The sequence below is a fragment of the Streptomyces sp. NPDC032472 genome (assembly GCF_040636955.1).
In the GTDB taxonomy this organism is placed as follows: Bacteria; Actinomycetota; Actinomycetes; order Streptomycetales; family Streptomycetaceae; genus Streptomyces.
The window spans coordinates 51397-77599 of the sequence record NZ_JBEZVK010000011.1; the positions used below are offsets into that span (position 1 = coordinate 51397).

General features: G+C 73.4%; 18 protein-coding genes. 14 read left to right on the plus strand and 4 right to left on the minus strand.

The genetic code is table 11. From position 1 onward, the window contains the following. Nucleotides 1-195: 195 nt before the first annotated feature. The gene (locus tag AB0F11_RS09375; RefSeq protein ID WP_362170047.1) at nucleotides 196-921 is read left to right on the plus strand and encodes a hypothetical protein; all 726 of its coding nucleotides are present in this window, start codon (nucleotides 196-198) and stop codon (nucleotides 919-921) included. 73 nt (nucleotides 922-994) lie between these two features. Here the strand turns inward: AB0F11_RS09375 and AB0F11_RS09380 are convergent, their stop codons facing one another. Further along, entirely contained in the window at nucleotides 995-1240 is a 246-nt protein-coding gene (locus AB0F11_RS09380; protein WP_362170049.1) for an antitoxin, read from the minus strand. Between the two features lie 23 nt (nucleotides 1241-1263). Next, nucleotides 1264-1437: a gliding motility protein gene (locus tag AB0F11_RS09385; RefSeq protein WP_362170051.1), complete on the minus strand. Its 174-nt coding sequence runs from the start codon at nucleotides 1435-1437 to the stop codon at nucleotides 1264-1266. Between the two features lie 232 nt (nucleotides 1438-1669). Between AB0F11_RS09385 and miaA the strand changes: the two genes are divergently transcribed. From miaA to hflX, 6 genes are all read left to right on the plus strand, one after another. Then, nucleotides 1670-2608, plus strand: coding sequence for a tRNA (adenosine(37)-N6)-dimethylallyltransferase MiaA (gene miaA / locus AB0F11_RS09390; protein WP_362170053.1), 939 nt, complete (start codon nucleotides 1670-1672; stop codon nucleotides 2606-2608). A 130-nt stretch (nucleotides 2609-2738) separates the two neighbouring features. Then, on the plus strand, nucleotides 2739-3251 hold the full coding sequence (locus tag AB0F11_RS09395) for a hypothetical protein (protein WP_362170204.1): 513 nt from the start codon (nucleotides 2739-2741) through the stop codon (nucleotides 3249-3251). 277 nt (nucleotides 3252-3528) lie between these two features. Next, nucleotides 3529-4413 (plus strand): diaminopimelate epimerase, encoded by an 885-nt coding sequence (dapF, locus tag AB0F11_RS09400; RefSeq protein WP_362170054.1) that lies wholly within the window; start codon nucleotides 3529-3531, stop codon nucleotides 4411-4413. Between the two features lie 141 nt (nucleotides 4414-4554). Further along, nucleotides 4555-6672 carry an HD domain-containing protein gene (locus AB0F11_RS09405; RefSeq protein WP_362170055.1) on the plus strand — a complete coding sequence of 706 codons (2118 nt, stop codon included), beginning with the start codon at nucleotides 4555-4557 and terminating at the stop codon, nucleotides 6670-6672. A gap of 128 nt (nucleotides 6673-6800) precedes the next feature. After that, nucleotides 6801-8246 carry a M1 family metallopeptidase gene (locus AB0F11_RS09410; protein ID WP_362170056.1) on the plus strand — a complete coding sequence of 482 codons (1446 nt, stop codon included), beginning with the start codon at nucleotides 6801-6803 and terminating at the stop codon, nucleotides 8244-8246. A gap of 200 nt (nucleotides 8247-8446) precedes the next feature. Continuing rightward, complete coding sequence (gene hflX / locus AB0F11_RS09415; RefSeq protein WP_362170057.1) at nucleotides 8447-9958, plus strand: GTPase HflX; 1512 nt, start codon at nucleotides 8447-8449, stop codon at nucleotides 9956-9958. 114 nt (nucleotides 9959-10072) lie between these two features. Here hflX and AB0F11_RS09420 read toward each other — a convergent pair whose 3' ends face one another. Next, nucleotides 10073-11254: a hypothetical protein gene (locus AB0F11_RS09420; RefSeq protein ID WP_362170059.1), complete on the minus strand. Its 1182-nt coding sequence runs from the start codon at nucleotides 11252-11254 to the stop codon at nucleotides 10073-10075. A gap of 392 nt (nucleotides 11255-11646) precedes the next feature. Here AB0F11_RS09420 and AB0F11_RS09425 point away from each other — a divergent pair, with 392 nt between their 5' ends. The 5 genes from AB0F11_RS09425 (at nucleotide 11647) to AB0F11_RS09445 (ending at nucleotide 21308) form a co-directional block, all read left to right on the plus strand. Further along, nucleotides 11647-12924 carry a diaminobutyrate--2-oxoglutarate transaminase family protein gene (locus tag AB0F11_RS09425; RefSeq protein WP_362170206.1) on the plus strand — a complete coding sequence of 426 codons (1278 nt, stop codon included), beginning with the start codon at nucleotides 11647-11649 and terminating at the stop codon, nucleotides 12922-12924. A 1577-nt stretch (nucleotides 12925-14501) separates the two neighbouring features. After that, nucleotides 14502-16649, plus strand: a complete 2148-nt coding sequence (locus AB0F11_RS09430) for an IucA/IucC family protein (protein ID WP_362170208.1) — start codon at nucleotides 14502-14504, stop codon at nucleotides 16647-16649. Between the two features lie 6 nt (nucleotides 16650-16655). Further along, the gene (locus AB0F11_RS09435) at nucleotides 16656-17345 is read left to right on the plus strand and encodes a GNAT family N-acetyltransferase (RefSeq protein WP_362170061.1); all 690 of its coding nucleotides are present in this window, start codon (nucleotides 16656-16658) and stop codon (nucleotides 17343-17345) included. Nucleotides 17346-17416: 71 nt separating this feature from the next. Then, nucleotides 17417-19285 (plus strand): IucA/IucC family protein, encoded by a 1869-nt coding sequence (locus AB0F11_RS09440; RefSeq protein WP_362170063.1) that lies wholly within the window; start codon nucleotides 17417-17419, stop codon nucleotides 19283-19285. Between the two features lie 52 nt (nucleotides 19286-19337). Continuing rightward, entirely contained in the window at nucleotides 19338-21308 is a 1971-nt protein-coding gene (locus tag AB0F11_RS09445) for an ATP-dependent DNA helicase (protein WP_362170065.1), read from the plus strand. Between the two features lie 70 nt (nucleotides 21309-21378). On the opposite strand, the gene lexA is transcribed toward AB0F11_RS09445, so the two are convergent. After that, nucleotides 21379-22170 carry a transcriptional repressor LexA gene (gene lexA / locus AB0F11_RS09450; RefSeq protein ID WP_362170067.1) on the minus strand — a complete coding sequence of 264 codons (792 nt, stop codon included), beginning with the start codon at nucleotides 22168-22170 and terminating at the stop codon, nucleotides 21379-21381. 477 nt (nucleotides 22171-22647) lie between these two features. On the opposite strand from lexA, the gene nrdR reads away from it, so the two are divergent. Further along, a complete protein-coding gene (gene nrdR / locus AB0F11_RS09455) occupies nucleotides 22648-23160 on the plus strand; it encodes a transcriptional regulator NrdR (RefSeq protein ID WP_361904878.1) in 513 nt (170 codons plus the stop codon). 139 nt (nucleotides 23161-23299) lie between these two features. After that, nucleotides 23300-26185: a vitamin B12-dependent ribonucleotide reductase gene (locus AB0F11_RS09460; protein ID WP_362170069.1), complete on the plus strand. Its 2886-nt coding sequence runs from the start codon at nucleotides 23300-23302 to the stop codon at nucleotides 26183-26185. The last annotated feature ends 18 nt before the right edge of the window (nucleotides 26186-26203 follow it).

The following is a 26203-nucleotide window of genomic DNA, read 5'->3' on the forward strand; positions in this document are numbered from 1 at the left end:
AGCCCCGCCGGCGTTTGAGGCGCAGGTCCCGGGGCAGCGCCCCGGAAGCCCAGGCGGCTCCGCCGCCGCCTCAGCCGGGGGCCGTTCCAGCCCGCCCACCCCTTGGGCGGGGGTCCGGCACATCCAGCCCCGCCGACGATTGAGGCGCGGGGTCCGGGCGGGGCTCGGGGTGGGGGCGGCGGATAGGGTCGGGGCATGCTCGTAGCCGCTGCCGTCTGCCCCGCCCCGCCACTGCTCGTGCCCGCGGTCGCCGCAGGGGCCGCCGCCGAACTCGGCGACGCCCGCACCGCCTGCTCCGACGCCCTCGCGGTGCTCGCCGCGTCCCGCCCCGACCTGCTGGTCGTCATCGGCTCCGCCGACACCCCGGACGCCGCCGGCCCCTACCCCCAGGGCAGTCCCGGCAGCTTCCGCGGCTTCGGCGTCGCGGCCGACGTACGACTGGGGGAAGGGGACGGGGACGGGGACGGGGGCACCCCCCGCCCGCTGCCCGCACCGCTCGCCGTCGGCGCCTGGCTGCTCGAACACGCCCGCTGGGGCGCCGCCCCGCTCGAAGGCCTGGCGGTGGCCGCGGACCTCGCCCCCGCGCAGTGCCTGGAGGCCGGCCGCCGCCTCGCCGCGCGCGAGGAGCGCGTCGCCCTCCTCGTCCTGGGCGACGGCAGCGCCTGCCGCACCCTCAAGGCCCCCGGCTACCTCGACGAGCGCGCCGCCGCCTTCGACGCCGCCGCCGGACGCGCCCTCGCGGCCGCCGACACCGCCGCGCTCGCCGCGCTCGACCCCGGTCTCGCCCGCGAGCTCCAAGCCGCCGGCCGGGCCCCGTGGCAGGTGCTGGCCGGCGCCGCCGAGGGCGCGGGCCTGGACGGGCGGCTGCTGTACGAGGACGCCCCGTACGGGGTCGGGTACTTCGTCGCCGCCTGGTCCTGAGCCTCCGGAACACGGGGAAACACAGGAAGGGGGCGCGGGCCCGCTCGGCCCGCGCCCCCTTCCGGCAACCGCGTCAGGAAGCCGGCGGCGGCGTCGACCCGCCGGGGGCGTCCTTGTGCGCGATCTTGCCCAGGGCGTCCTTCGCCTTGCCCGTGCCGCTCGAGATCCGGTCGCTGTACTTGCCGTGCGTCTTGGAGTCCACGGCCTTGGCGACCTTGTCCAGCCGCTCGCCGATGCTGCCCTCGTGCTGCTGCGCGAGGTGGCCGACCTTCTCCTTCGCCGGCTCGAGCTTGGCCTTCAGAGTGTGCAGCAGGCCCATGGGTCACCTTCCCGTGGCGGTGGCTACGTACGGGCGCTCTCCCCGGCCTCGCTGTCCGCGGCGGCCTCCGCCGACTGCTGCTTCGGGATCTCGACGGCCTCCGCCGCCGGAGCCCCGGCCTCCGCCGGCTCGGCCCCGGTCCCGGCCGCCTCGTCGGCGGCCGCCCCGGACTCCACGGACTGCGTCTCCGCCGTCACGCCCTCCGCCGCGACCTCGTCTGTCGCACCAGCGGCCTTGCGACGAAAAAGCCGATCAAAAACGCCCATGTCTACTCCCATAACGTTACTCGTGCGGGTGAAGTTCCGCCCGGTCCGGCCCTGCCTGCGCCGGGCGTACGCCGGGCGGCACCCCGCCAGGGCAACGACGCCGCCACCGCCCCGTCACGTAACTCGATCGGGTACATGCCGGAGTGTTTGCGAGACTGGGGCAGTGAGGAACGCACCCCCCGCCCCGCGGGTCATCGCCGTCGTCGGCCCCACCGCGGCCGGAAAGTCAGATCTGGGCGTAGCCCTGGCCCGCCATTTCGACGGCGAGGTCGTCAACGCCGACTCCATGCAGCTGTACCGGGGGATGGACATCGGCACCGCCAAGCTGACGACCGAGGAGCGGGGCGGGATCCCGCACCACCTCCTCGACATCTGGGACGTGACCGAGACCGCCAGCGTCGCCGAGTACCAGCGCCTGGCCCGCGCCGAGATCGACAAGCTGCTCGCCCAGGGCCGTACGCCCGTCCTCGTCGGCGGATCCGGCCTGTACGTCCGCGGCGCCCTCGACGCCATGGAGTTCCCCGGCACCGACCCCGAGGTCCGGGCCCGGCTGGAGGAGGAGCTCGCCGAGCGCGGCCCCGTTGCCCTGCACCAGCGCCTCGCTGCCGCGGACCCGGCCGCCGCCGAGGCGATCCTGCCCAGCAACGGTCGCCGCATCGTCCGCGCCCTGGAGGTCATCGAGATCACCGGGAAGCCCTTCACCGCCAACCTGCCCGGCCACGAGTCGGTGTACGACACCGTCCAGATCGGCGTCGACGTCGCCCGGCCCGAGCTCGACGAGCGGATCACGCTGCGCGTCGACCGCATGTGGGAGGCCGGCCTGGTCGAGGAGGTCCGCTCGCTGGAGGCCCGCGGCCTGCGCGACGGGATCACCGCGTCCAGGGCGCTCGGCTACCAGCAGGTGCTGGCCGCCCTCGCCGGGGAGTGCACCGAGGACGAGGCCCGGGCCGAGACCGTCCGCGCCACCAAGCGCTTCGCCCGCCGCCAGGACTCCTGGTTCCGCCGCGACCCCCGCGTGCACTGGCTCAGCGGGGCGGCCGCGGACCGGGGGGAACTCCCCGGGCTTGCGCAGTCGTTGGTCGAACGAGCGGTTACAGCCTGATCACGTGATGGCATCGGGACGCCCCGCGCGCCCGTTCGGGGCCCCGAGCCGTGCCATCATCAAATTCCGCAGGTGTGGTCACCAGCGGTGAACGGCGGCAACGGAGTCCGAGTGGGGAGGGCGCGTGGCGATGGAGGCCGGCCCTCGTGACACCGGCCGGGACGGGACGAAGCGGGAAGCGGACCCGACGCTTCTCGGCGAGACGCCCGTGCCCGACGAGCTCGGCCTGCCCGCGGACCCGGCCCGGCTGACCTCCGACGGTCCAGACGCGCCCGACCCCGCCGACGGCGAGGTCCCCGCCGGCCCCGAGTTCGAGGTCGAGCTGCGCCCACAGCGCCGGCTGCGGATCTGGCAGATCGCCCCGATCGTGATGCTGGCCGCCGCGGGCTCCCTGATGTTCGCCTTCCCGCTCGCCTTCGAGTTCGGTGACGGCGGAGCCGTGGTCGCCATGCTCGGCTTCCTGATCTGCGCCTGCGCCGGCGGCTGGGGGATGATGGCCGCGCGGCGCGTCGGCTACACCTGGCCCGGGCTCCCGCCCCGCGGCAGCGGCCGCCGCCCCGACTGGCGCATGGCCGCTCTGTACGCCCTGGTCGCGCTGGTCGTCGTAGGCCTGGCCGTGTACCGGGTGGCCCGGCTCCGCTAGTGCTGTGGCCGGAAAGGTTTGCCGGGTCGCGGGGTCCGGTGCGGTGCATCGCAAGGCGGAGGGCCTCGGCTCGTACTGGACGTACTTGCGAGGGCCGACAACGCGGCGAGGTGCCGTGCCGGGCGTCGCGACCCGGTGAACCTTTCCGGAGCACTACCGCCGTCGGGCGCTGCCGGGGCGCACCGCCCCGGGGTCGCGGCGGCCCCTGCGCCGCCCGGGCGACCCCGGCGTCCACGCCCCGGACACCGCCGACCTGCGCGAAGGCCTGCTCGGTACCATGGGGCGCGTGACGCAGACGAGCCTCTCCTTCCTCAAGGGCCACGGCACCGAGAACGACTTCGTGATCGTCCCGGACCCGGACAACACCGTCGAACTGCCCGCGGCGGCCGTCGCCCGGCTGTGCGACCGGCGCGCCGGCATCGGCGCGGACGGAGTGCTGCACGTCGTCCGCTCCGCCGCCCACCCCGAGGCGGCGCACCTGGCCGACGAGGCCGAGTGGTTCATGGACTACCGCAACAGCGACGGCTCCGTCGCCGAGATGTGCGGCAACGGCGTCCGCGTCTTCGCCCGCTACCTCCAGTACGCCGGCCACGTCGAGCCCGGCGACCTCGCCGTCGCCACCCGCGGCGGCATCAAGCGGGTCCACCTCGACAAGAGCGGCGACGTCACCGTCTCCATGGGCCGCGCCGTCCTGCCCGAGGACCAGGTCACCGTGGTCGTCGGCGACCGGGCCTGGCCCGCCCGCAACGTGAACATGGGCAACCCGCACGCCGTCGCGTTCGTCGAGAGCCTCGACCACGCGGGCAACCTGTTCGAACCGCCGCCGTACCACCCCGCCGAGGTCTACCCGACCGGCGTGAACGTGGAGTTCGTCGTCGACCGCGGCCCCCGCCACGTCGCCATGCGCGTCCACGAGCGCGGCTCCGGCGAGACCCGCTCCTGCGGCACCGGCGCCTGCGCCGTCGCCGTGGCCGCCATCCGCCGCGACGGCGCCGACCCCTCCGTCACCGGAGAGCCCGTCACGTACACCGTGGACCTCCCCGGCGGTACCCTCGTCATCACCGAACACCCCGACGGCCGGATCGACATGACCGGGCCGGCCGTGATCGTCGCGGCGGGCGAGTTCGACCCCTCCTGGCTCACCGAAACGGCTTTCGCCTGAAGGTTCCCTCTCATGGGTGATCCGTTTCACGCTCAGCGAGAGGTGGACTGCGCCACGTGGTGGGGTCGGTAGCATCAGACACCGGCCCTGAGGGCTTCACCCCATGCCCACCGCAGCCGGTAGAAGCCGCCGGAGGTGCCCATGAGTGCAGAGGCCACGAACCCCGAAGCACGACCCGAAGCGCGCCCCGAACTCCGCAGACGGGGCCGGACCCGCATTGACCTGCGCCGACTCGGGCGCGCGGCCCTCCTCGGGCCCACGCCCCGGGACCGGCTCCCCGACGCCATCGGCCACGTCGCCGAGGCGCACCGCGCCCACCACCCGGACGCCGACCTGTCCGTCCTGCGCCGCGCGTACCTGCTCGCGGAGACCTCGCACCGCGGCCAGATGCGCAAGAGCGGTGAGCCGTACATCACACACCCGCTCGCCGTCACCCTGATCCTCGCCGAACTCGGCGCGGAGACCACCACCTTGACGGCCTCTCTGCTCCACGACACCGTCGAGGACACCGAGGTGACCCTCGATCAGGTCCGGGCCGAGTTCGGCGACGAGGTCGCCTTCATCGTCGACGGCGTCACCAAGGTCGAGAAGATCGACTACGGGGCCGCCGCCGAACCCGAGACCTTCCGCAAGATGCTCGTCGCCACCGGCAACGACGTCCGTGTGATGTCGATCAAACTCGCCGACCGGCTGCACAACATGCGCACCCTCGGCGTGATGCGCCCGGAGAAACAGGCGCGGATCGCCAAGGTCACCCGCGACGTCCTCATCCCGCTCGCCGAACGCCTCGGCGTCCAGGCCCTGAAGACCGAGCTGGAAGACCTCGTCTTCGCGATCCTGCACCCCGAGGAGTACGAGCACACCCGCGCCCTCATCGCCGCCCACGCCGGGGAGGGCGACCCGCTGCCCGGCATCGCCGACTCCGTGCGCGCCGTCCTGCGCGACGCCGGGATCGCCGCCGAGGTGCAGGTACGGCCGCGGCACTTCGTCTCCGTGCACCGCGTCGCCCTCAAACGCGGCGAGCTCCGCGGCTCCGACTTCGGCCGCATCCTCGTCCTCGTCGGCGAGAACGCCGACTGCTACGGGGTACTGGGGGAGCTGCACACCTGCTTCACCCCGGTCGTCTCGGAGTTCAAGGACTTCATCGCCGCCCCCAAGTTCAACCTCTACCAGTCGCTGCACACGGCCGTCGCCACGCCCGAGGGGTACGTCGCCGAGGTCATCGTGCGGACCCGGCAGATGCACCGGGTCGCCGAGGCCGGCGTGGTCGCGCTCGGCAACCCGTACGCGACCGCGGCCGCCGCCACTGGCACGGCCCCCGCCACGGCCCCCGCCACCGCCGAGGCCGCCGACGGCGACGAGGAACGGGTCGACCCCACCCGGCCCGGCTGGCTCGCCCGGCTGCTCGACTGGCAGCGCTCCGCACCCGACCCCGACACCTTCTGGAGCGGCCTGCGCGCCGAACTGGCCCAGGACCGGGAGATCACCGTCTTCCGCGCCGACGGCGGCACCCTGGGCCTGCCCGCCGGCGCCAGCTGCATCGACGCCGCCTACGCCCAGTACGGCGAAGCCGCCCACGGCTGTATCGGCGCCCGGGTCAACGGGCGCCTCACCTCCCTGGGCGCACGGCTGTCCGACGGCGACACCGTGCAGCTGCTCCTCGCCCAGGACTCCTCCTCCGGCCCCGCCGCCGACTGGCTCGACCACGCCAGGACCCAGGCCGCGCGGATCGCCATCAGCAGCTGGCTCGAACGCCATCCCGACGGCCCCAAGCCCACCACCACCCCCGCCCGGGCCCCGCTGTCCGTAGTCGGGGCCAGGGGCGGGGGCGCCAATGCCGTCGCCGACCTGCCCGACGCCCCCGTCCGGCTGGCCGGCTGCTGCACGCCGGTGCCGCCGGACGCCGTCGCCGGGTTCGTGGTGCGGGGCGGGGCCGTCACCGTCCACCGCGTCGAGTGCGCGGCCGTCGCGCAGATGCGGTCCCTGGGGCGCACCTCCGTCGCCGTGCACTGGCGGGCCACCGCGGACTGCCGGGTCACCCTGCTCGCCGAATCGTTCGGCCGCCCCCACCTGCTGGCCGACCTCACCGAGGCCATTGCCCGCCAGGGCGTCGAGGTCGTCTCCGCGACCGTCGAACCTCCCGTCGAACAGCGCGTCCGGCACACCTACACCCTCCAGCTCCCCGACGCGGCGGGCCTCCCGGCGCTGATGCGGGCCATGCGCGACGTACCCGGCGTGTACGACGTCAGCCGCGCCTGACCCGCTCGGCCGGCCCGGCGTGCCCGGCTCAGCCGGCCGTCAGGCGTAGCCCGCCGCGGGGTCCCGTTCGGGTGGACCCGTCGCGCGCCGCACCCGGGCGCGCGGCGGGCGCTGGTATGCGGTGGGGAATGCAGCTCTCCTCCCCGCGCCTGCGCGCCGCCCTGCTCGCCGCGGCCTCCCTCACCCTCGTCGCCGCCGTGCTGCCCCCGCCGAAGCCGCTGGGCATCGGCGACGCCCTGTTCCCGCAGCTGGGGAACCCCGGGTACGACGTCCTCTCGTACGACCTGTCGCTCACGTACAAGGACAACCTGAGCCCGCTCGAGGCGGTCACCGTGATCGACGCCCGCGCCCTGGAGCCGCTGGAGCGGATCAACCTCGACTTCACCCACGGAACGGTGGCGTCCGCCGAGGTCAACGGGGTGCCCGCCGCCTTCGAGACCGTCGGGGAGGACCTGGTCCTCACCCCGGCGACCCCCGTGGTGCCCAGCGGCCCGCTGCACGTCACCATCCGGCACACCAGTGACCCGCGCGGCATCGCCGACGGCGGCTGGGTGCCCACCGAGGACGGCCTCGCCATGGCCAACCAGGCCGACGCTGCCCACCGCGTCTTCCCGTGCAACGACCACCCCGCCGACAAGGCGTACTTCACCTTCCGGATCACCGCCCCGGCCGGCATGACGGCCGTCGCCAACGGTGTGCCCGGGGCGCTGCCGCTGCGCAGCGCGGGCGCCGCGACCACGTGGACGTACCGCACCCTGCACCCCATGGCCACCGAGCTCGCCCAGGTCTCCATCGGCGACTCGGCCGTCGTCGGCGGCACCGGACCGCACGGGCTGCCGCTGCGCCACGTGGTGCCCGCCGCGGACCGGGCGCGGCTGGAGCCCTGGCTGAAGAAGACCGCCGGGCACGTGGAGTGGATGGAGCAGCGCGTCGGCCGCTACCCCTTCGAGAACTACGGCGTGCTGATCGCCAAGGCGAAGACCGGCTTCGAGCTGGAGACGCAGACCCTCTCCCTGTTCGAGAGCGGCCTGTTCGGCGGGGACGGCTACCCCGAGTGGTACGTCGACGCCGTCATGGTCCACGAGCTCGCCCACCAGTGGTTCGGCGACAGCGTCACCCCGCGGACCTGGTCCGACCTGTGGCTCAACGAGGGGCACGCGACCTGGTACGAGGCCCTGTACGCCGACGGCCTCGGGAAGTACTCCCTGGAGCGGCGCATGCGCGAGGCGTACCAGCGCTCCGACCAGTGGCGGGCGGCCGGCGGGCCCCCGGCCGCCCCGAAGCCCGCCGCCCCCGGCGAGAAGATCGGCCTGTTCCGGCCCGTGGTCTACGACGGCGCCGCCCTGGTTCTCTACGCCCTGCGGCAGGAGATCGGCGCCCCTGCCTTCGACCGCCTGGAGCGGCGCTGGGTGGCCGAGTACAAGGACGACACCGCCGGCACCGAGGACTTCGTACGCCTGGCCTCGGCGGAGGCCGGGCGCGACCTCGGGCCCTTCCTGAAGCCCTGGCTGTACGGCAAGACCACCCCGGCGATGCCCGGGCACCCGGAATGGGGCGGCCCGAAAAGCATGTGACCCCCGGGGAACGGGCATGCCACCATCAACAGGGCCGGCCGCACGCCGCAGGGAATCTCCCGGCGGCGCGACACGTTGGACGTGACAGTGCGACCCCCCGGCCGGAGGCCGTGGCCAGGGCGGACGCCCCGGCCGCGTACTGTGGCCCGGCACCCGCTGCCGCGGGCGCACCGACATCGACGCAACGACGTAAGGATCCAATGACCTCCTCTTCTTCCCCTTCCCAGGACGCGCGGGACGCACAGGAGCAGCACGTGCGCGACTCGCAGAGCTTCACCGAGAGCCTTCGGGCCGACGCCCTGATGGAAGAGGACGTCGCCTGGAGCTACGAGATCGACGGAGACCGTGACGGCGACCAGTTCGACCGCTCCGAGCGTGCCGCGCTGCGCCGCGTCGCCGGTCTCTCCACCGAGCTCGAGGACGTCACCGAGGTCGAGTACCGCCAGCTGCGCCTGGAGCGCGTGGTGCTCGTCGGCGTGTGGACCTCCGGCACGGTGCAGGACGCCGAGAACTCCCTCGCGGAGCTCGCCGCCCTCGCCGAGACCGCGGGCGCCCTCGTCCTCGACGGCGTCATCCAGCGCCGCGACAAGCCGGACCCGGCCACCTTCATCGGCTCCGGCAAGGCGCGCGAGCTGCGCGACATCGTCGTGGAGACCGGAGCCGACACCGTCGTCTGCGACGGCGAGCTCAGCCCCGGCCAGCTCATCGCCCTCGAGGACGTCGTCAAGGTCAAGGTGGTCGACCGGACCGCGCTGATCCTCGACATCTTCGCCCAGCACGCCAAGTCCCGAGAGGGCAAGGCGCAGGTCGCCCTGGCGCAGATGCAGTACATGCTGCCGCGCCTGCGCGGCTGGGGTCAGTCGCTGTCCCGGCAGATGGGTGGCGGCGGCGGTGGCGGCATGGCCACCCGCGGCCCGGGTGAGACCAAGATCGAGACGGACCGGCGCCGGATCCGCGAGAAGATGGCGAAGATGCGCCGGGAGATCGCGGAGATGAAGACCGGCCGCGACATCAAGCGGCAGGAGCGCCGCCGCAACAAGGTGCCCTCGGTCGCCATCGCCGGCTACACCAACGCCGGCAAGTCCTCGCTGCTCAACCGCCTCACGGGTGCGGGCGTGCTGGTGGAGAACGCCCTGTTCGCCACCCTCGACCCGACCGTGCGCCGGGCCGAGACGCCCAGCGGCCGGATCTACACCCTGGCCGACACCGTCGGCTTCGTCCGGCACCTGCCCCACCACCTGGTCGAGGCGTTCCGCTCCACGATGGAGGAGGTCGGCGACTCCGACCTCATCCTGCACATCGTGGACGGCTCGCACCCGGCCCCGGAGGAGCAGCTCGCCGCCGTCCGCGAGGTCATCCGGGAGGTCGGCGCGGTCGACGTGCCCGAGATCGTGGTCGTCAACAAGGCCGACGCCGCGGACCCGCTCGTCCTGCAGCGGCTGCTGCGGATCGAGCGGCACTCCATCGCCGTCTCGGCGCGCACCGGACAGGGCATCGAGGAGCTCCTGCGGCTCATCGACGCCGAACTGCCGCGGCCCTCGGTCGAGGTGGAGGTGCTCGTGCCGTACACGCACGGCTCGCTGGTGGCCCGTACGCACGCCGAGGGCGAGGTGATCTCCGAGGAGCACACCCCGGAGGGCACCCTGCTCAAGGCCCGGGTCCACCCGGAACTGGCGGCGGAACTGGCCGCGTTCGTACCGGCCGAGCGGTAACGGCCGAGCGGTAACGGCTGACGAAACGCCGGGCGCAAACGCCGAGGGCCCCCTGCACCAGCAGGGGGCCCTTTGCCTTTGCCCTTTGTCCTTCGCCTACTTCTACTTCTGCTTCTACTTCTTGAACTTGGCGCTCACGGCGTCGTAGATGCCCTTGGCCTCCGGGCCGAGCCGGGGTCCGGCCAGCCAGCCCGCCTTGGCCGGGCCGATCGAGGTGTTGGACACCAGCGCCGGCTTGCCGTCACTGCCCGTGGCCACCCAGCCGCCGCCGGAGGAGCCGCCCGTCATCGTGCAGCCGATCCGGTACATCACCGGGTCGTTCGCCTTCAGCGTCAGCCGGCCCGGCTTGTCCGTGCACTGGAACGCCTTCTGGCCGTCGAACGGGGCCGCCGCCGGGTAGCCCGTCGCCGTGATGGACGCGACCTTCGGCACCGCCGGGGCGTTGAACTCCACCGGGAGCGCCGCGCCGACCGTCTCCTCCAGCGACTTGCCCGTGCTCTTCTCCGGGGTCACGTGCAGCACCGCGAAGTCGTACGGGGCGCCCGCGCCGCCCGTCGGACCGCCCGACGCGATCCACTGGTCGGAGGTCTGCGCCCAGTCGCTCCACCACACGCCGTACGGGGCCACCTCCTGCCGCGGCGCGCCCTTGAGCTGCGCGGTCGGCTTGCCCTGGTTGTTGTAGGAGGGGACGAAGGCGATGTTGCGGTACCAGCCGCCCGCCTTGCCGGCGTGCACGCAGTGGCCCGCCGTCCAGACCATGTTCGACTTGCCCGGGTGGGCCGGGTCCTTGACGACGGTCGCCGAGCAGACCATCGAGCCCTCGGGGCCGTCGAAGAACACCTTGCCGGACACCGGGACGCTCGTATGGTACGGAGTGCCCGCCGCCTTCGCCGTGACCGGCGCCGGGGTGGGGTCGGTGACGCCCTGGTCCTTGCCGGCGTCCGGGTCGACGGCCGGAGGCTGCGGGGTCTTGTCGGCCTCGCGCATGCGGTCCGGGTCCCACAGGCCCTCGATGATCGGGTTGATGTAATCGCCCGCCTCGCGGAGCCAGTCCTCCTTCTTCCAGTTCTTCCACTCACCTCCCCGCCACTTCTCCAGGTCGAAACCGTGCTCCTTGAGCTTGTCCTTGAGCTGGTCCGGGATCTTGATGGTCCCGTCGGCTCCGGACGGGAGGCTCGCCGCCACGGTGGGCTTGGCGTCTCCGCCGGCCTCCCCGTCGCCGGGTCCGCAGGCGGCGGCGGTCATCGCGAGTGCCGCCGCGCACAGAATCGCGGTGACCGGTCGGTTCGGTCGCATGTCGTGAATCCCCCTGGTGGTTCCGGGCGTGGGATGCGACCGCCGTGAAATGCCGGCCGCTGAGTGCAGCACCCCACTATGCCGCTGCCGTTGGGGACGCCACAGCCGGGGTCCGCGGTTCCGCCCCGCCGGCCGCCGTACCGCGCCGGCGGACAAGGATCTTGGGTCTGCCCGTGTTCCGCCGCCGTCACCGTCGTTGGTACGTACGGGGGATGGGGGGACGGTGTGGTGTCCGAGGCGCAATCCGGCGGAGCCGGGGCAGCCGGCGGAACCGGTGGAGCAATCCGTGCGGGAGGTCGACACTCGTGGCGCTGACCGAGCAGGACGCGGCCGCGGCGCAGGTCCCGCCGCAGGCGAACAGGACCGGGGGCGGCCCCGGTTCGGCGGAGGGCATCCTGCGCCGGCAGGCCCTGCGGGAATCCGCCGCCCGCACCTACGCGCGCTCCCTGCCCATCGTCCCCGTACGAGCCCGCGGCCTGACCATCGAGGGCGCCGACGGGCGCCGCTACCTCGACTGCCTCTCCGGCGCCGGCACGCTGGCCCTCGGCCACAACCATCCCGTGGTGCTCGAAGCCATCCGCGGCGTGCTGGACTCCGGCGCCCCGCTGCACGTCCTCGACCTCGCCACCCCCGTCAAGGACGCCTTCACCACCGAGCTGTTCGCCACCCTGCCGGCGGGTCTCGCGGCCGACGCCCGCATCCAGTTCTGCGGGCCCGCCGGAACCGACGCCGTCGAGGCCGCCCTCACCCTCGTGCGCACCGCGACCGGGCGCTCCGGCCTGCTCGCCTTCACCGGCGCCTACCACGGCATGACCGCCGGAGCCCTCGGGGCCTCGGGCGGGGCCCCGGAGGTCCGGGTGACCCGGTTGCCGTACCCGCAGGACTTCCGCTGCCCGTTCGGCGTCGGCGGGCCCGAGGGAGCCCGGCTCGGGGCCCGGTGGACCGAGAGCCTGCTGGACGACCCCAAGGGCGGTGTGCCGGCGCCCGCCGGGATGATCGTCGAACCGGTGCAGGGCGAGGGCGGGGTCCTCCCCGCCCCCGACGCCTGGCTGCGCCGCATGCGGGAGATCACCGAGGCCCGCGGGATCCCGCTGATCGCGGACGAGGTGCAGACGGGCGTCGGCCGGACCGGCGCCTTCTGGGGTGTCGATCACGCCGGGGTGGTCCCGGACGTGATGGTCCTGTCCAAGGCGATCGGCGGCAGCCTCCCGCTCGCGGTGATCGTGTACCGGTCCGGGCTCGACGTATGGGGCCCCGGGGCCCACGCCGGCACCTTCCGCGGGAACCAGCTCGCCATGGCCGCCGGGACCGCCACGCTGGCCTACGTACGGCAGAACCGTCTCGCCGAGCGCGCCGCCGAGCTGGGCGAGCGGATGCTCGCGCAGCTGCGCGCCCTGGCCGCCGAGCACCCCTGCATCGGGGAGGTGCGGGGCCGCGGCCTGATGCTCGGCGTCGAACTCGCCGACCCCGAGACCCGGGCCGCCGCCCCCGAACTGGCCGCGGCCGTCCGCCGGGAGTGCCTACGGCGCGGCCTCATCGTCGAACTCGGCGGCCGCCACGCCAGCGTCGTGCGACTCCTCCCGCCGCTCACCCTCACCGACGAACAGGCCGCGGCCGTCCTCGACCGCCTCGCCGACGCCCTCCCCGCCGCCGCATCCCCCCGCCCCTGACAAGGACCCCCATGCCCGACCCCACCCCCCGCCCCGAACCAACCCCACACCCCGGCCCCACCCAGCCCCGGGCGGCAGCACCAGCAACGGCGTCCGCCACCCACCCCCCGGCGGCAAGCCACGCGGCAGCCCCCGAAACGGCTGCGCACCCCCACCCCCTGCCGACAGCGTCCGCGGCAGCCCCCACCACCGCATCCGCCCCCCAGCCCCCGCCGGCGGGACATGCGGCAGCCCCCGGAGCCGCGGCCGCCACCCAGCCCCCGGCGACGAGACATGCGGCAGCCCCCCAATCGCCTGGTCACCCCCAGCCCCTGCCGACAGGGCATGCGACAGCCCCGGAAGCGGCTGCGCACCGACAGCCTCTGCCGGCAGGGCATGCGGCAGCCCCCGGAGCGGCGGCCGCCCCCCAGCCCCCGGCGACGGGACATGCGGCAGCCCCGGAAGCGGCTGCGCACCGACAGCCTCTGCCGGCAGGGCATGCGGCAGCACCCGGAGTGGCGGCCGTCACTCAGCCCCAGGCGGAGGGACAAGCGGCGGCCGTCACTCAGCCCCAGGCGGAGGGACAAGCGGCGGCCGTCACTCAGCCCCAGGCGGAGGGACAAGCGGCAGCCCCGGAAGCGGCCTCGCACCGGCAGCCTCTGGCGACAGGGAACGCGGCAGCGCCCGAAACCGCGGCAGCTGCCCAGCCGGCCATGGCAGGGCGGGTGGCAGCGCCTGAAGCGGCCGCGCACCCGCAGCGGCCTGTATCGGGGCCGGCGCCAGCGCCGGATCTTGCAGCCCCCGCCCGCCCCCAACAGCCGGCGACAGGGCCTGGGGCAGCACCGGAAGCAGCCACCCACCCCCAGCCCCCGGCGGCAAGGCATGCGGCAGCGCCCGGGAGTGCGGCCGCCATCCCGCCGCCCGTGGCAGGGCGGGTGCCGGCGCCCGAAGCGGCCGCCCACCCGCAGCCGCCTGTAACGGGGCCGGCGCCGGCGCCGGAACGTGCAGCCCCAGCCCGCTCCGAGCTGACGGCGGCAGGGCATGCGGAAGCGGCCGCCACCCAACCGCCCGTGGCAGGGGCGGCGGCGCCCGAAGCGGCCGGCCACCCCCAGCCGCCTGTAGCGGGGCCTGGGTCAGCGCCGGGACTGGCGGCCGCAGCCCGCCCGCAGCAGCCGGCGACAGGGCATGCGGCAGCGCCGGAAGCAGCCGCCCGCCCCTGGCCCCTGGGGGCAGGGCAGGCGTCAGCGCCCGGAAGGGCGGTCGCGGCGGACACGCAGCGTCCGAGCAGCGGCCACCTCACGGCGGCCGAGGCTGGCACCCCGGCTCACGTGCAGCCCCGCGCGACCGCCGGGGCCGACGGGTGGCTCTCCGGCGCAGGGGAGCCGGGAACGGACCGGAAGCTGCCCGCGGGCAGCCCTAGCCGGCCCGCCACCGCGTCCCTCGGGCGGGCTCCGGGCGAGGGCGTAGTCCGGCCCGGGGCCGGCACGCCGGCCCACCGGGCCCAGGCGGCCGAGCGCGCGCTGCGGACCGAGTGGCCAGCGGGCCTTGCGCCTGCCGCGACCCCGGGCGGCGCGGGAGCGGCCACCACGGCTGGCAGCCTGGGAGCGGCCGCCACCCTAGGCAGCGCGGGAGCGGCCAGCAATGCCGCCCCCGGCGGCGGGGGAGCGGCCGGAACCGCCACCCGCGCCGGAGCGGCCGGCACCGCCACCCGCGCCGGAGCGGCCGGCACCGCCGCGGGAGCAGCCGGGCAGGGCGCCGCCGCCCCGCAGTCGGCGGCCGGGCCGGGCATCGTGGCCCCGCAGGAGCCCGGGGTCGGGGCCCTGCCGGAGGGGGCGGCCGGAGCCCACCCGGGCGGACGGGACGGGGGCGGCGGCCCGGGTGGGGACCCGGTGGTCCCCCAGGCGCCGCCGGCCACCGACGCCGGAGCCATGGTCCCCCGGCAGAACCACGGCACGCTCCGCCCCCGTATCGGCGCCGCCGGCCTGCCCGGGCCCGAACCGGCTCTGTTGCCCGACCTGTTGGACCACAGCGACCCGGCCGTCGCCGCCGAGGCCGCCGCCGTGGAGAACCTCCTGCGGTGCTGGGTCCGCGAGACCGGCCTCGGCCGCCCCGACGGCCCGGCCGGAACCCTCCTGCGCATCCCCCTTCCCGCATCCGGCACCGCCCTGCTCGTCGCCGTCCGCTACTGGTCCCCGACCGGCTGGCACCGCTTCGCCCCCGCCCGGCTCGAAGGCGCACCCGCCACCGCCCCGGCCCTGGACGCCGTCACGCTCGCCTCCCTCCTCGCCCGCGAGGGCAACGCCAGCGGCCGCGGCGGCACCGACCTCGTCGCCCGGGTCGCCGACTCGGTCCGCCGCACCGCCGAGTTCATCGCCGACCGGCGCGAACGGCCCACCCCGCCCGAACCCGTCGCCGGCGAACTCTTCCTCACCGCCGAACAGTCCCTCCTCCTCGGCCACCCCCTCCAGCCGGACCCGAAGAGCCGCGAAGGACTCTCCGAAGCCGAAGTACGCCGCTACTCACCCGAACTCCACGGCTCCTTCCCCCTGCACTGGCTCGCCATCGCACCCGCCGTCCTCGCCACCGACTCCGCCTGGACCGAACGCGGCCGCCCGGTCTCCGCCGCCCGGCTCCTCGGCCGGCTCGCCCCCGGACTCCCGCTGCCCGAAGGCGCCACCCCCCTTCCCCTGCACCCCTGGCAGGCCCGCGACCTGCTCCAACGCCCCGCCGTCACCGCCCTGCGCGACGCCGGACTCCTCCACGACCTCGGCCCGTACGGCGAACCCTGGTACCCCACCTCCTCCGTGCGCACCGTCCTGCGCCCCGGTGCCCCGGCGATGCTCAAGCTCTCCCTCGGCCTGCGCATCACCAACTCCCGCCGTGAGAACCTCCGCAAGGAGCTCCACCGCGGCGTCGAGGTGCACCGGCTGCTCCGCACCGGCCTCGCGGAACAGTGGCAGGCGGCCCACCCCGGCTTCGACATCGTGCGCGACCCCGCCTGGGTCGCCGTCGACGCCCCGGACGGCACCCCCGTCCCCGGACTCGACGTCGTACTGCGCCACAACCCCTTCCGCTCCCACGACGACGCCGTCTGCATCGCCGCACTCGCCGCGCCCCGCCCCTGGCCGGGCCGCACCACCCTGCGCTCACGGCTCGCCGAAACCGTCTCCCGGCTCGCCGCCACCACCGGACGGCCGACCTCCGCCGTCGCCGCCGAGTGGTTCCTGCGCTACCTCGACCACGTCATCCAGCCCGTCCTCGCCTTCGACGCCCTCGCCGGGATCGCCCTCGAAGCCCACCAGCAGAACACCCTGGTCGTCCTCGACCGGGCCGGCTGGCCCGTCGGCGGCCGCTACCGCGACAACCAGGGCTACTACTTCCGCGCCTCCCGCCGCACGGAACTGCAGCACCGGCTCCCCGGCATCGGCGACGCCAGCGACACCTTCGTCTCCGACGCCGTCACCGACGAACGCTTCACCTACTACCTCGGCATCAACAACGTGCTCGGCCTCATCGGGGCCTTCGGATCGCAACGGCTCGCCGACGAACGCGTCCTGCTCGCCGCCTTCCGCCGCTTCCTCGGCAAGGCCTGCGCCCTCGGACCCGTCCCCGCACGGCTGCTCGACTCACCCACCCTGCGCTGCAAGGCGAACCTGCTCACCCGCCTGGGCGGCCTCGACGAACTCGTCGGCCCCGTCGACTCCCAGTCCGTCTACGTCACTATCGCCAACCCCCTCCACGATTGAGCGCCGATGCCCTCCACCGACACACCCGCCGCCCCGATCGGCCCCACCACGACCGACACAGCCGCCCTGCACCTCACCGCCGAACTGCGCCTGACCGCCCAGCTGCTGCCCTTGCTCGCCGAAGCCGACCTGCTCGACTCCCCGGCCGCATGGAGCGCCACCGCCACCCCCGTCGGCGCCTTCCGCCTCGAACCCGTCCGCCTCGGGCGCGACCTGGAACTCATCGCCGGCTGGATGAACGACCCCGCCGTGGACGCCTACTGGGAACTCTCCGGCCCCGCCTCCACCACTGCGGCCCACCTGCGGGCCCAGCTCGACGGCGACGGCAGCAGCATCCCCTGCCTCGGCCTCCTCGACGGCATCCCCATGAGCTACTGGGAGATCTACCGGGCCGACCTCGACCCGATCGCCCGCCACTACGCGGCGCGCCCCCACGACACCGGTATCCACCTGCTCATCGGAGACGGCACGAACCGCGGCCGCGGCCTGGGCACCACCCTGCTGCGCGCCGTCGCCAACCTCGTGCTCGACAACCGCCCGCGCTGCACCCGCGTCATCGCAGAACCGGACATCCGCAACACCCCCTCCCTCTCCGCCTTCCTCAACTCCGGCTTCCGCTGTGCCGGAGAAATCGAACTCCCCGCGAAACGGGCCGCCCTGATGGTCCGGGAACGCGCCCTCCGCAACCTCCTCTGACGCCCCTCCCGACGGCCTCATATCGAAAACTCTGCGCCGCGCAGCAAAGTTCCCGGTTTCCGAGGAGTACCGTGCCGAATTTCTCCGCCGCCCCCGACCCGCCGGACCCGCACTTCCCCCACGCCGCCGCGCCCCTTCCCCACCACCCCTGCTCCCCGCCCGAACTCACCGCCGCCACCTGGGAATTCGTCTCGCGTCGCCTGCTCGCCAAGATGCTGGGCGAGTTCGCCTACGAGGAGATCGTCAGCCCCGTCCCGGCCCCGGCCGCCGCCGGCGACGCCTGGCAGCTCACCCTCGACGACGGCAGCAGCCTCGGCTTCCGCGCCCGCCGCCGCGCGTACGACAGCTGGCAGGTCGCCCCCGACACCCTCACCCTCATGCCGCCCGCACCCTCCGCCGACCCCCCGACCGCCTTCACCGACCCGTTCGCCTTCCTCGTCCGCGCCCGCAGGCTCCTCGGCCTCGACGGCGCAACCCTCGGCCACCTGGTCCGCGAGCTCAGCGCCACCCTCGCCGCCGACGCCCGCCTCGCCCACACCGCGCTCACCGCCGACGTCCTCGCCGATCTCGACCACGCCGAGCTCGAAGGCCACCAGACCGGCCACCCCTGGCTCGTCCTCAACAAGGGCCGCACCGGACTGTCCGCCGCCGACACCGCCGCCTGGGCCCCCGAGACCCGCACCCGCCAGCGGCTGCCCTGGCTCGCCGCCCACACCTCCCTGGCCGCCTACCGCGGCACGGCCGGCCTGGAGGATCCCGCACGCCTCTACGCCGCGGAGCTCGACCCCCTCACCCGGGCCGCCTTCGACCGCACCCTGCGCGAACGCGGCCTCGACCCCCGCGTGTACCTCCTCCTGCCCGTCCACCCCTGGCAGTGGGACGAGATCGTCCTCCCCCTCTTCGCCCCCGCCCTCGCCTCCGGCGCCCTGGTCCCGCTCCCCGCCGACCCCGACATACGCCTCCCGCAGCAGTCCGTGCGGACCTTCCTCAACCTCACCCGGCCCGACCGGCTCAGCGTCAAGCTGCCGCTCACCGTCCTCAACACCATGGTCTGGCGCGGCCTGCCCCCCGACCTCTGCCTCGCCGCCCCCGCCGTCACCGCCTGGCTCCACGCCCTCCGCGACGCCGACCCCTTCCTGCGCGACGAATGCCGGGTCGTCCTGCTCGGCGAGGTCGCCTCGGTCACCGTCCGCCACCCCGTGTACGACGCCCTGCCCGAGGCCCCGTACCAGTACCGCGAGCTCCTCGGCGCGATCTGGCGCGAGCCGCTGACCGGCCACCTCGCCCCCGGCGAACGGGCCCGCACGCTCGCCTCCCTCCTCCACGTCGATCCCCGCGGCCGGTCCTTCACCGCCGAGCTCGTCGCCCGCTCCGGCCTCGCCCCCACCGCCTGGCTGCAACGGCTCCTCGGCGCGCTCCTGCCACCGCTCCTGCACTTCCTCCACCGCTACGGAACCGTCTTCTCCCCGCACGGCGAGAACACCACCGTGATCTTCGACGAGCGCGACGTGCCCGTCCGGATCGCCCTCAAGGACTTCGTCGACGACATCAACATCAGCCGCGAGCCGCTGCCCGAGCTCGTCCCGATGCCGGCCGAGGTGCGGGCCGTGCTGCGCGACAAACCCGCGGACTCCCTGCCCCAGCACCTCCACGCCGGCCTGTTCGTCGGGGTCCTGCGCTACCTCGCCGCACTCTGCGAGGACGGCCTCGGCGTCCCGGAGCGCGCGTTCTGGTCCCTCGTACGGGCGGAGATCCTGCGCCACCGGGAACGTTTCCCCGAGCTCGGCCCGCGCCACGCGCTCTTCGACCTCCTCGCCCCGCGCATCGACCGGCTCTGCCTGAACCGGAACCGTCTGTACGCGGACGGCTACCGCGACCGCCCCGACCGCCCGCAGGCGGTCCGGCACGGCACCGCACCCAACCCCTTGTATCGGCCATGAGTAGCCGTGGTGGCCGTCACTGTCGGTGGCGCCCCGTAGGGTTGGAGGTGCTATGACGAAGCCCTCCCTCCCCGACCTGCTGCACGCCGCCGTCTCCGCCGTCGGCGGCACGGAGCGCCCCGGCCAGGTCGCCATGGCCGAAGCCGTCGCCGAAGCGATCGACGACAACACCCACCGGCTGATCCAGGCCGGCACCGGCACCGGCAAGTCCCTCGGCTACCTGGTGCCGGCCCTCGCGCACGGCGAGCGCGTGGTCGTGGCCACCGCGACGCTGGCCCTGCAGCGCCAGCTCGTCGAGCGCGACCTGCCCCGGACGGTGGAGGCGCTGCACCCGCAGCTCCGCCGCCGCCCGCAGTTCGCCATGCTCAAGGGCCGTTCGAACTACCTGTGCCTGCACCGGCTGCACGAGGGCGCCCCCCAGGACGAGGAGGAGGGCCTCTTCGACCAGTTCGAGGCGGCCGCCCCGACCAGCAAGCTGGGCAAGGACCTGCTGCGGCTGCGCGACTGGGCCGACGAGACGGAGACCGGCGACCGGGACGACCTCACGCCCGGCGTCTCCGACAAGGCCTGGGGCCAGGTCTCGGTCTCCTCCCGCGAATGCCTGGGCGCGACGAAGTGCGCGTACGGGGCGGAGTGCTTCGCCGAGGCCGCCCGCGAGCGGGCCAAGCTCGCCGACGTCGTCGTCACCAACCACGCGCTCCTCGCCATCGACGCGATCGAGGGCGCACCGGTGCTGCCGCAGCACGAGGTGCTGATCGTGGACGAGGCCCACGAGCTGGTCTCCCGCGTGACCGGCGTCGCCACCGGTGAGCTCACGCCCGGCCAGGTCAACCGCGGCGTGAAGCGGGCCGCGAAGCTCGTCGACGAGAAGACGGCCGATGCCCTGCAGACCGCCGCCGAGTCCTTCGAGCGGGTCATGGAGCTGGCCCTGCCCGGCCGGCTGGAGGAGATCCCGGAGGACCTCCGGTACGCGCTGATGTCCCTGCGGGACGCCGCCCGCAACGTGATCTCGGCGATCGGGGCGACCAGGGACAAGTCCGTCCACGACGAGGACGCGGTCCGCAAGCAGGCCCTGGCCGCCGTGGAGAACATCCACGCCGTGGCGGAGCGGATCACCATCGGCTCCGAGTACGACGTGGTCTGGTACGAGCGCCACGACCGCTTCGGCGCCACCCTCCGGGTCGCCCCGCTGTCGGTGTCCGGCCTCCTGCGCGAGAAGCTGTTCGAGGACCGCTCGGTGGTCCTGACCTCGGCGACGCTCAAGCTCGGCGGGGACTTCAACGGGGTCGCGGCCTCGCTGGGCCTCTCGCCCGAGGGCGTGGAGGCGGACGACGCACCGGTCTGGCGCGGCCTGGACGTGGGCTCGCCGTTCGACTACCCCAAGCAGGGCATCCTCTACGTGGCCAAGCACCTGGCCACCCCGGGCCGTGAGGGCACCCGCGGCGACATGATGGACGAGCTGGCCGAGCTGATCGAGGCGGCCGGCGGCCGCACCCTCGGCCTGTTCTCCTCCATGCGCGGGGCCAAGGCGGCCGCCGAGGAGCTCCGCACCCGGCTGGACTTCCCGATCCTGCTGCAGGGGGAGGAGACTCTGGGCGAGCTGATCAAGAACTTCGCGGCGGACCCGAAGACCTGCCTGTTCGGCACGCTGTCCCTGTGGCAGGGCGTGGACGTGCCCGGCCCCAGCTGTCAGCTGGTCGTCATGGACCGGATCCCGTTCCCGCGCCCCGACGACCCGCTGATGAGCGCCCGGCAGAAGTCGGTGGAGGAGCACGGCGGGAACGGCTTCATGGCCGTCGCCGCGACGCATGCGGCCCTGCTCATGGCCCAGGGCGCGGGCCGTCTCGTACGGGCGGCCGGTGACCGGGGTGTCGTGGCGGTCCTGGATCCCCGGCTGGCCACGGCCCGCTACGGCAGCTTCCTGAAGGCCACGCTGCCGGACTTCTGGTACACCGTGGACCGCAACCAGGTGCGCCGCTCGCTGGCGGCCATCGACGCGGTCGCGAAGGCCGACGGCAAGTAGCCGGAGGCCGGATGCACGACAGCTCCGGGACCGGCGCAGTAGGTCCCGGAGCTGGTTGGGGGGCGCGGGATCAGACCCGGCGCAGTACGGCGACGACCTTCCCGAGGATGGTCGCTTCGTCGCCGGGGATCGGCTGGTAGGCCGAGTTGTGCGGGAGGAGCCAGACGTGGCCGTCCTCGCGCTTGAAGCGCTTGACCGTGGCCTCGCCGTCGAGCATGGCGGCGACGATGTCGCCGTTCTCGGCGACGGGCTGGCGGCGGACGGTGACCCAGTCGCCGTCGCAGATCGCGGCCTCGATCATGGAATCGCCGACGACCTTGAGGACGAAGAGCTCTCCGTCACCGACGAGCTGCCGCGGGAGCGGGAAGACGTCCTCCACGGACTCCTCGGCGAGGATGGGGCCGCCTGCCGCGATCCGGCCGACGAGGGGAACGTACGAGGCGGCGGGCTTGCCGGTGGTGTCGGTGGGCTGCGAGCTGGGCTGGTCCGAGCCGCGGACCTCGTACGCCCGGGGCCGGTGCGGGTCGCGGCGCAGGAAGCCCTTGCGCTCGAGGGCCATCAGCTGGTGGGCGACGGACGAGGTGCTGGACAGGCCGACCGCCTGGCCGATCTCGCGCATCGACGGCGGGTAGCCGCGGCGCTGCACGGAGTCGCGGATGACCTCGATGACCCGCCGCTGCCGGTCGGTGAGCCCGGAGCTGTCGGCGCGGATGCCTGGAGGTCGTCCTGGCAGCGAGCGTGCGGGGCGCAGGGCCTCCGTCTCCGGGTTCGGGCTTGCGTCGTTCATGGCATGCACCGGCTCGAGTCGGCTCTGGGAGCGGTTCTGGGCAGTGATGGCGGCACTGTCTGCGGTGGTGGTCACGTCGGCCCCTCTCGAAATGTTCTCCCTAGCTGGACAACGGTAGTTGCTTTCGAAAGGTTGCGCCAAACACACGTTCGAGTGAAAAATCGCAGATCGGCCGCCGTGGACACATCGAGAGGTGTATGGACGATCAGCCGGGCCGAACGCGGGTTCGGTCGCCCGTCCGCCGCTTACGGTACCCTTCCCGCTCGGATCGGTCGGGCCGGCGCCTTCCGGTCCTGCCCCCAGTGTGGCACCGCAGGCCCCCGCGTCCGGTGACCGGACGCGGCGACACGCGGAACGATGCAAATCCACCGCAACCCAAGATCTAGTGGTTGGATGAGCGCGGCCACCCAGAACTAGTGGTCCACGGTCTCGCGAGCTCTCCGGGATCGCATATGCTTGGGGCTGCTCCGCAAGCCCCGACAGAGCCCGTCTCGGTCGTTCCGGTGCTTGGCGGGGTGATTCAGTCGTGCCAAGAGGGAGGGTGAGGGAACCATGCACTGCCCCTTCTGCAGGCACCCCGACAGCCGCGTCGTCGACAGTCGCACCACGGACGACGGCACGTCGATCCGCAGACGCCGCCAGTGCCCCGACTGCTCCCGTCGCTTCACGACGGTGGAGACGGCCTCGCTGATGGTGATCAAGCGCAGCGGGGTGACCGAACCCTTCAGCCGTACCAAGGTCATCTCCGGCGTGCGCAAGGCGTGTCAGGGGCGGCCCGTCACCGAGGACGCCCTCGCCAAGCTCGGCCAGCGGGTCGAGGAGGCGGTGCGCGCCACCGGCAGCGCCGAGCTGACCACCCACGACGTGGGTCTGGCCATACTCGGCCCGTTGCAGGAGCTGGACCTGGTCGCGTACCTGCGGTTCGCGTCCGTGTACAAAGCGTTCGACACCCTTGAGGACTTCGAGACCGCCATCGCCGAACTGCGCGTGCCGCGGCCTCAGCCCGAAGAGTGCGGGCCCGGAGGGACCGGTTCGGTCCCCGTGCCCGCCTCCGCCGCCGACTGACCCGGACGGCCGCGCATCCCGTCGCGGCCCGTCTGCTCGGCCAGGCGAAGAAACGTAACAAGACACAGCACTGTGCCGCGGACCAGGAATAACGCTGGCACTTTAGGGCGTTTTTGCCCGCATATGGGAGGCAGGCGGCATGACAGAGACGGCGAGCAGCTCGGCACGTGGTTCCCGCGCCAAGGGGACCAAGGCCGCCAAGGGCGGCCTGCGGATCGAGCGCATCCACACCACCCCGGGCGTGCACCCGTACGACGAGGTGAGCTGGGAGCTCCGTGACGTCGTCATGACGAACTGGCGCGACGGCTCGGTCAACTTCGAGCAGCGCGGCGTCGAGTTCCCCGACTTCTGGTCGGTGAACGCGGTCAACATCGTCACCAGCAAGTACTTCCGCGGTGCCGTCGGCACCCCGCAGCGCGAGACCGGTCTGAAGCAGCTCATCGACCGCATCGTGAAGACGTACACGAAGGCCGGCGAGGACTACGGCTACTTCGCGTCCCCCGCCGACGCGGAGATCTTCGAGCACGAGCTGACCTACGCCCTCCTCCACCAGGTCTTCAGCTTCAACTCGCCGGTGTGGTTCAACGTCGGCACGCCCCAGCCGCAGCAGGTCTCCGCCTGCTTCATCCTGTCCGTCGACGACTCCATGGAGTCGATCCTCGACTGGTACAAGGAAGAGGGCATGATCTTCAAGGGCGGCTCCGGCGCCGGCCTGAACCTCTCCCGCATCCGCTCCTCCAAGGAGCTCCTCTCCTCCGGCGGCAACGCCTCCGGTCCCGTCTCCTTCATGCGCGGCGCCGACGCCTCCGCCGGAACGATCAAGTCGGGCGGCGCCACCCGCCGCGCGGCCAAGATGGTCGTGCTGGACGTCGACCACCCGGACGTCGAGGACTTCATCGAGACCAAGGTGAAGGAGGAGGAGAAGATCCGCGCCCTGCGCGACGCGGGCTTCGACATGGACCTGGGCGGCGACGACATCACGTCCGTCCAGTACCAGAACGCCAACAACTCCGTCCGCGTGAACGACGAGTTCATGACGGCCGTCGAGAACGGCACCAGCTTCGGCCTGCGCGCCCGCATGACCGGCGAGGTCATCGAGCAGGTCGACGCCAAGGCGCTCTTCCGCAAGATGGCCGAGGCCGCGTGGGCCTGCGCCGACCCGGGCATCCAGTACGACGGTGTGATCAACCACTGGCACACCTGCCCCGAGTCCGGTCGCATCACCGCGTCGAACCCGTGCAGCGAGTACATGCACCTGGACAACACGTCCTGCAACCTCGCCTCCCTGAACCTGATGAAGTTCCTGAACGACGACGGCAAGGGCGACCAGTCCTTCGACGCCGTGCGCTTCGCCAAGGTCGTCGAGCTCGTCATCACCGCCATGGACATCTCCATCTGCTTCGCGGACTTCCCGACGCAGAAGATCGGCGAGAACACCCGCGCCTACCGCCAGCTCGGCATCGGCTACGCCAACCTCGGCGCCCTGCTGATGGCGACCGGCCACGCGTACGACTCCGACGGCGGCCGCACCCTCGCCGCCTCCATCACCTCGCTGATGACCGGCACCGCGTACAAGCGCTCCGCCGAGCTGGCCGCCATCGTCGGCCCGTACGACGGCTACGCCCGCAACGCCGACGCCCACAAGCGCGTCATGAAGCAGCACGCCGACGCCAACGCGGCGGCTCCGCGCACCGAGGACCTGGACAACGCGATCTGGGCCGCGGCGACCGAGGCCTGGCAGGACGTCCAGCGCCTCGGCGAGAAGAACGGCTTCCGCAACTCCCAGGCCTCCGTCCTGGCGCCGACCGGCACGATCGGTCTCGCGATGTCCTGCGACACCACCGGTGTCGAGCCGGACCTGGCCCTGGTCAAGTTCAAGAAGCTCGTCGGCGGCGGCTCGATGCAGATCGTCAACGGCACCGTCCCGCAGGCCCTGCGCCGCCTGGGCTACCAGGAGGAGCAGATCGAGGGGATCGTCGCCCACATCGCCGAGCACGGCAACGTGATCGACGCCCCCGCCCTGAAGACCGAGCACTACGAGGTCTTCGACTGCGCCATGGGCGAGCGCTCCATCTCCCCGATGGGCCACGTCCGCATGATGGCCGCGATCCAGCCGTGGATCTCCGGCGCGATCTCGAAGACGGTCAACATGCCGGAGTCGGCGACCGTCGAGGAGATCGAGGAGATCTACTTCGAGGCGTGGAAGATGGGCGTCAAGGCGCTCGCGATCTACCGCGACAACTGCAAGGTCGGCCAGCCCCTCTCCGCCAAGAAGAAGGAGGAGGAGAAGGTCGAGGTCACCGAGAAGGCCGAGGACACCATCCGCGCGGCGGTCGAGAAGGTCATCGAGTACCGCCCCGTCCGCAAGCGCCTCCCCAAGGGCCGCCCGGGCATCACCACCTCCTTCACGGTCGGCGGCGCCGAGGGCTACATGACCGCCAACTCCTACCCGGACGACGGTCTCGGCGAGGTCTTCCTGAAGATGTCCAAGCAGGGCTCCACCCTCGCGGGCATGATGGACGCCTTCTCCATCGCCGTCTCGGTCGGCCTCCAGTACGGCGTGCCGCTGGAGACGTACGTCTCGAAGTTCACCAACATGCGCTTCGAGCCGGCCGGCATGACCGACGACCCGGACGTGCGGATGGCGCAGTCGATCGTCGACTACATCTTCCGCCGCCTGGCCCTGGACTTCCTGCCCTTCGAGACCCGCTCGGCGCTCGGCATCCACACCGCCGAGGAGCGCCAGCGCCACCTCGACACCGGCTCCTACGAGCCGCTCGACGACGAGGTCGACACGGAGTCCCTGGCCCAGTCCGCCCCGCTGGCGGCCGTCCCCGCGGCCCCGAAGGCGCAGGCCGTGCCGGTCCCGGCCCCGAAGACGGCGCACTCCAGCGCCGAGCTCGTGGAGATGCAGCTCGGCGTCTCCGCGGACGCCCCGCTCTGCTTCTCCTGCGGTACGAAGATGCAGCGCGCCGGCTCCTGCTACATCTGCGAGGGCTGCGGCTCGACCAGCGGCTGCAGCTGATCGCCGTCGGCCCGGTGG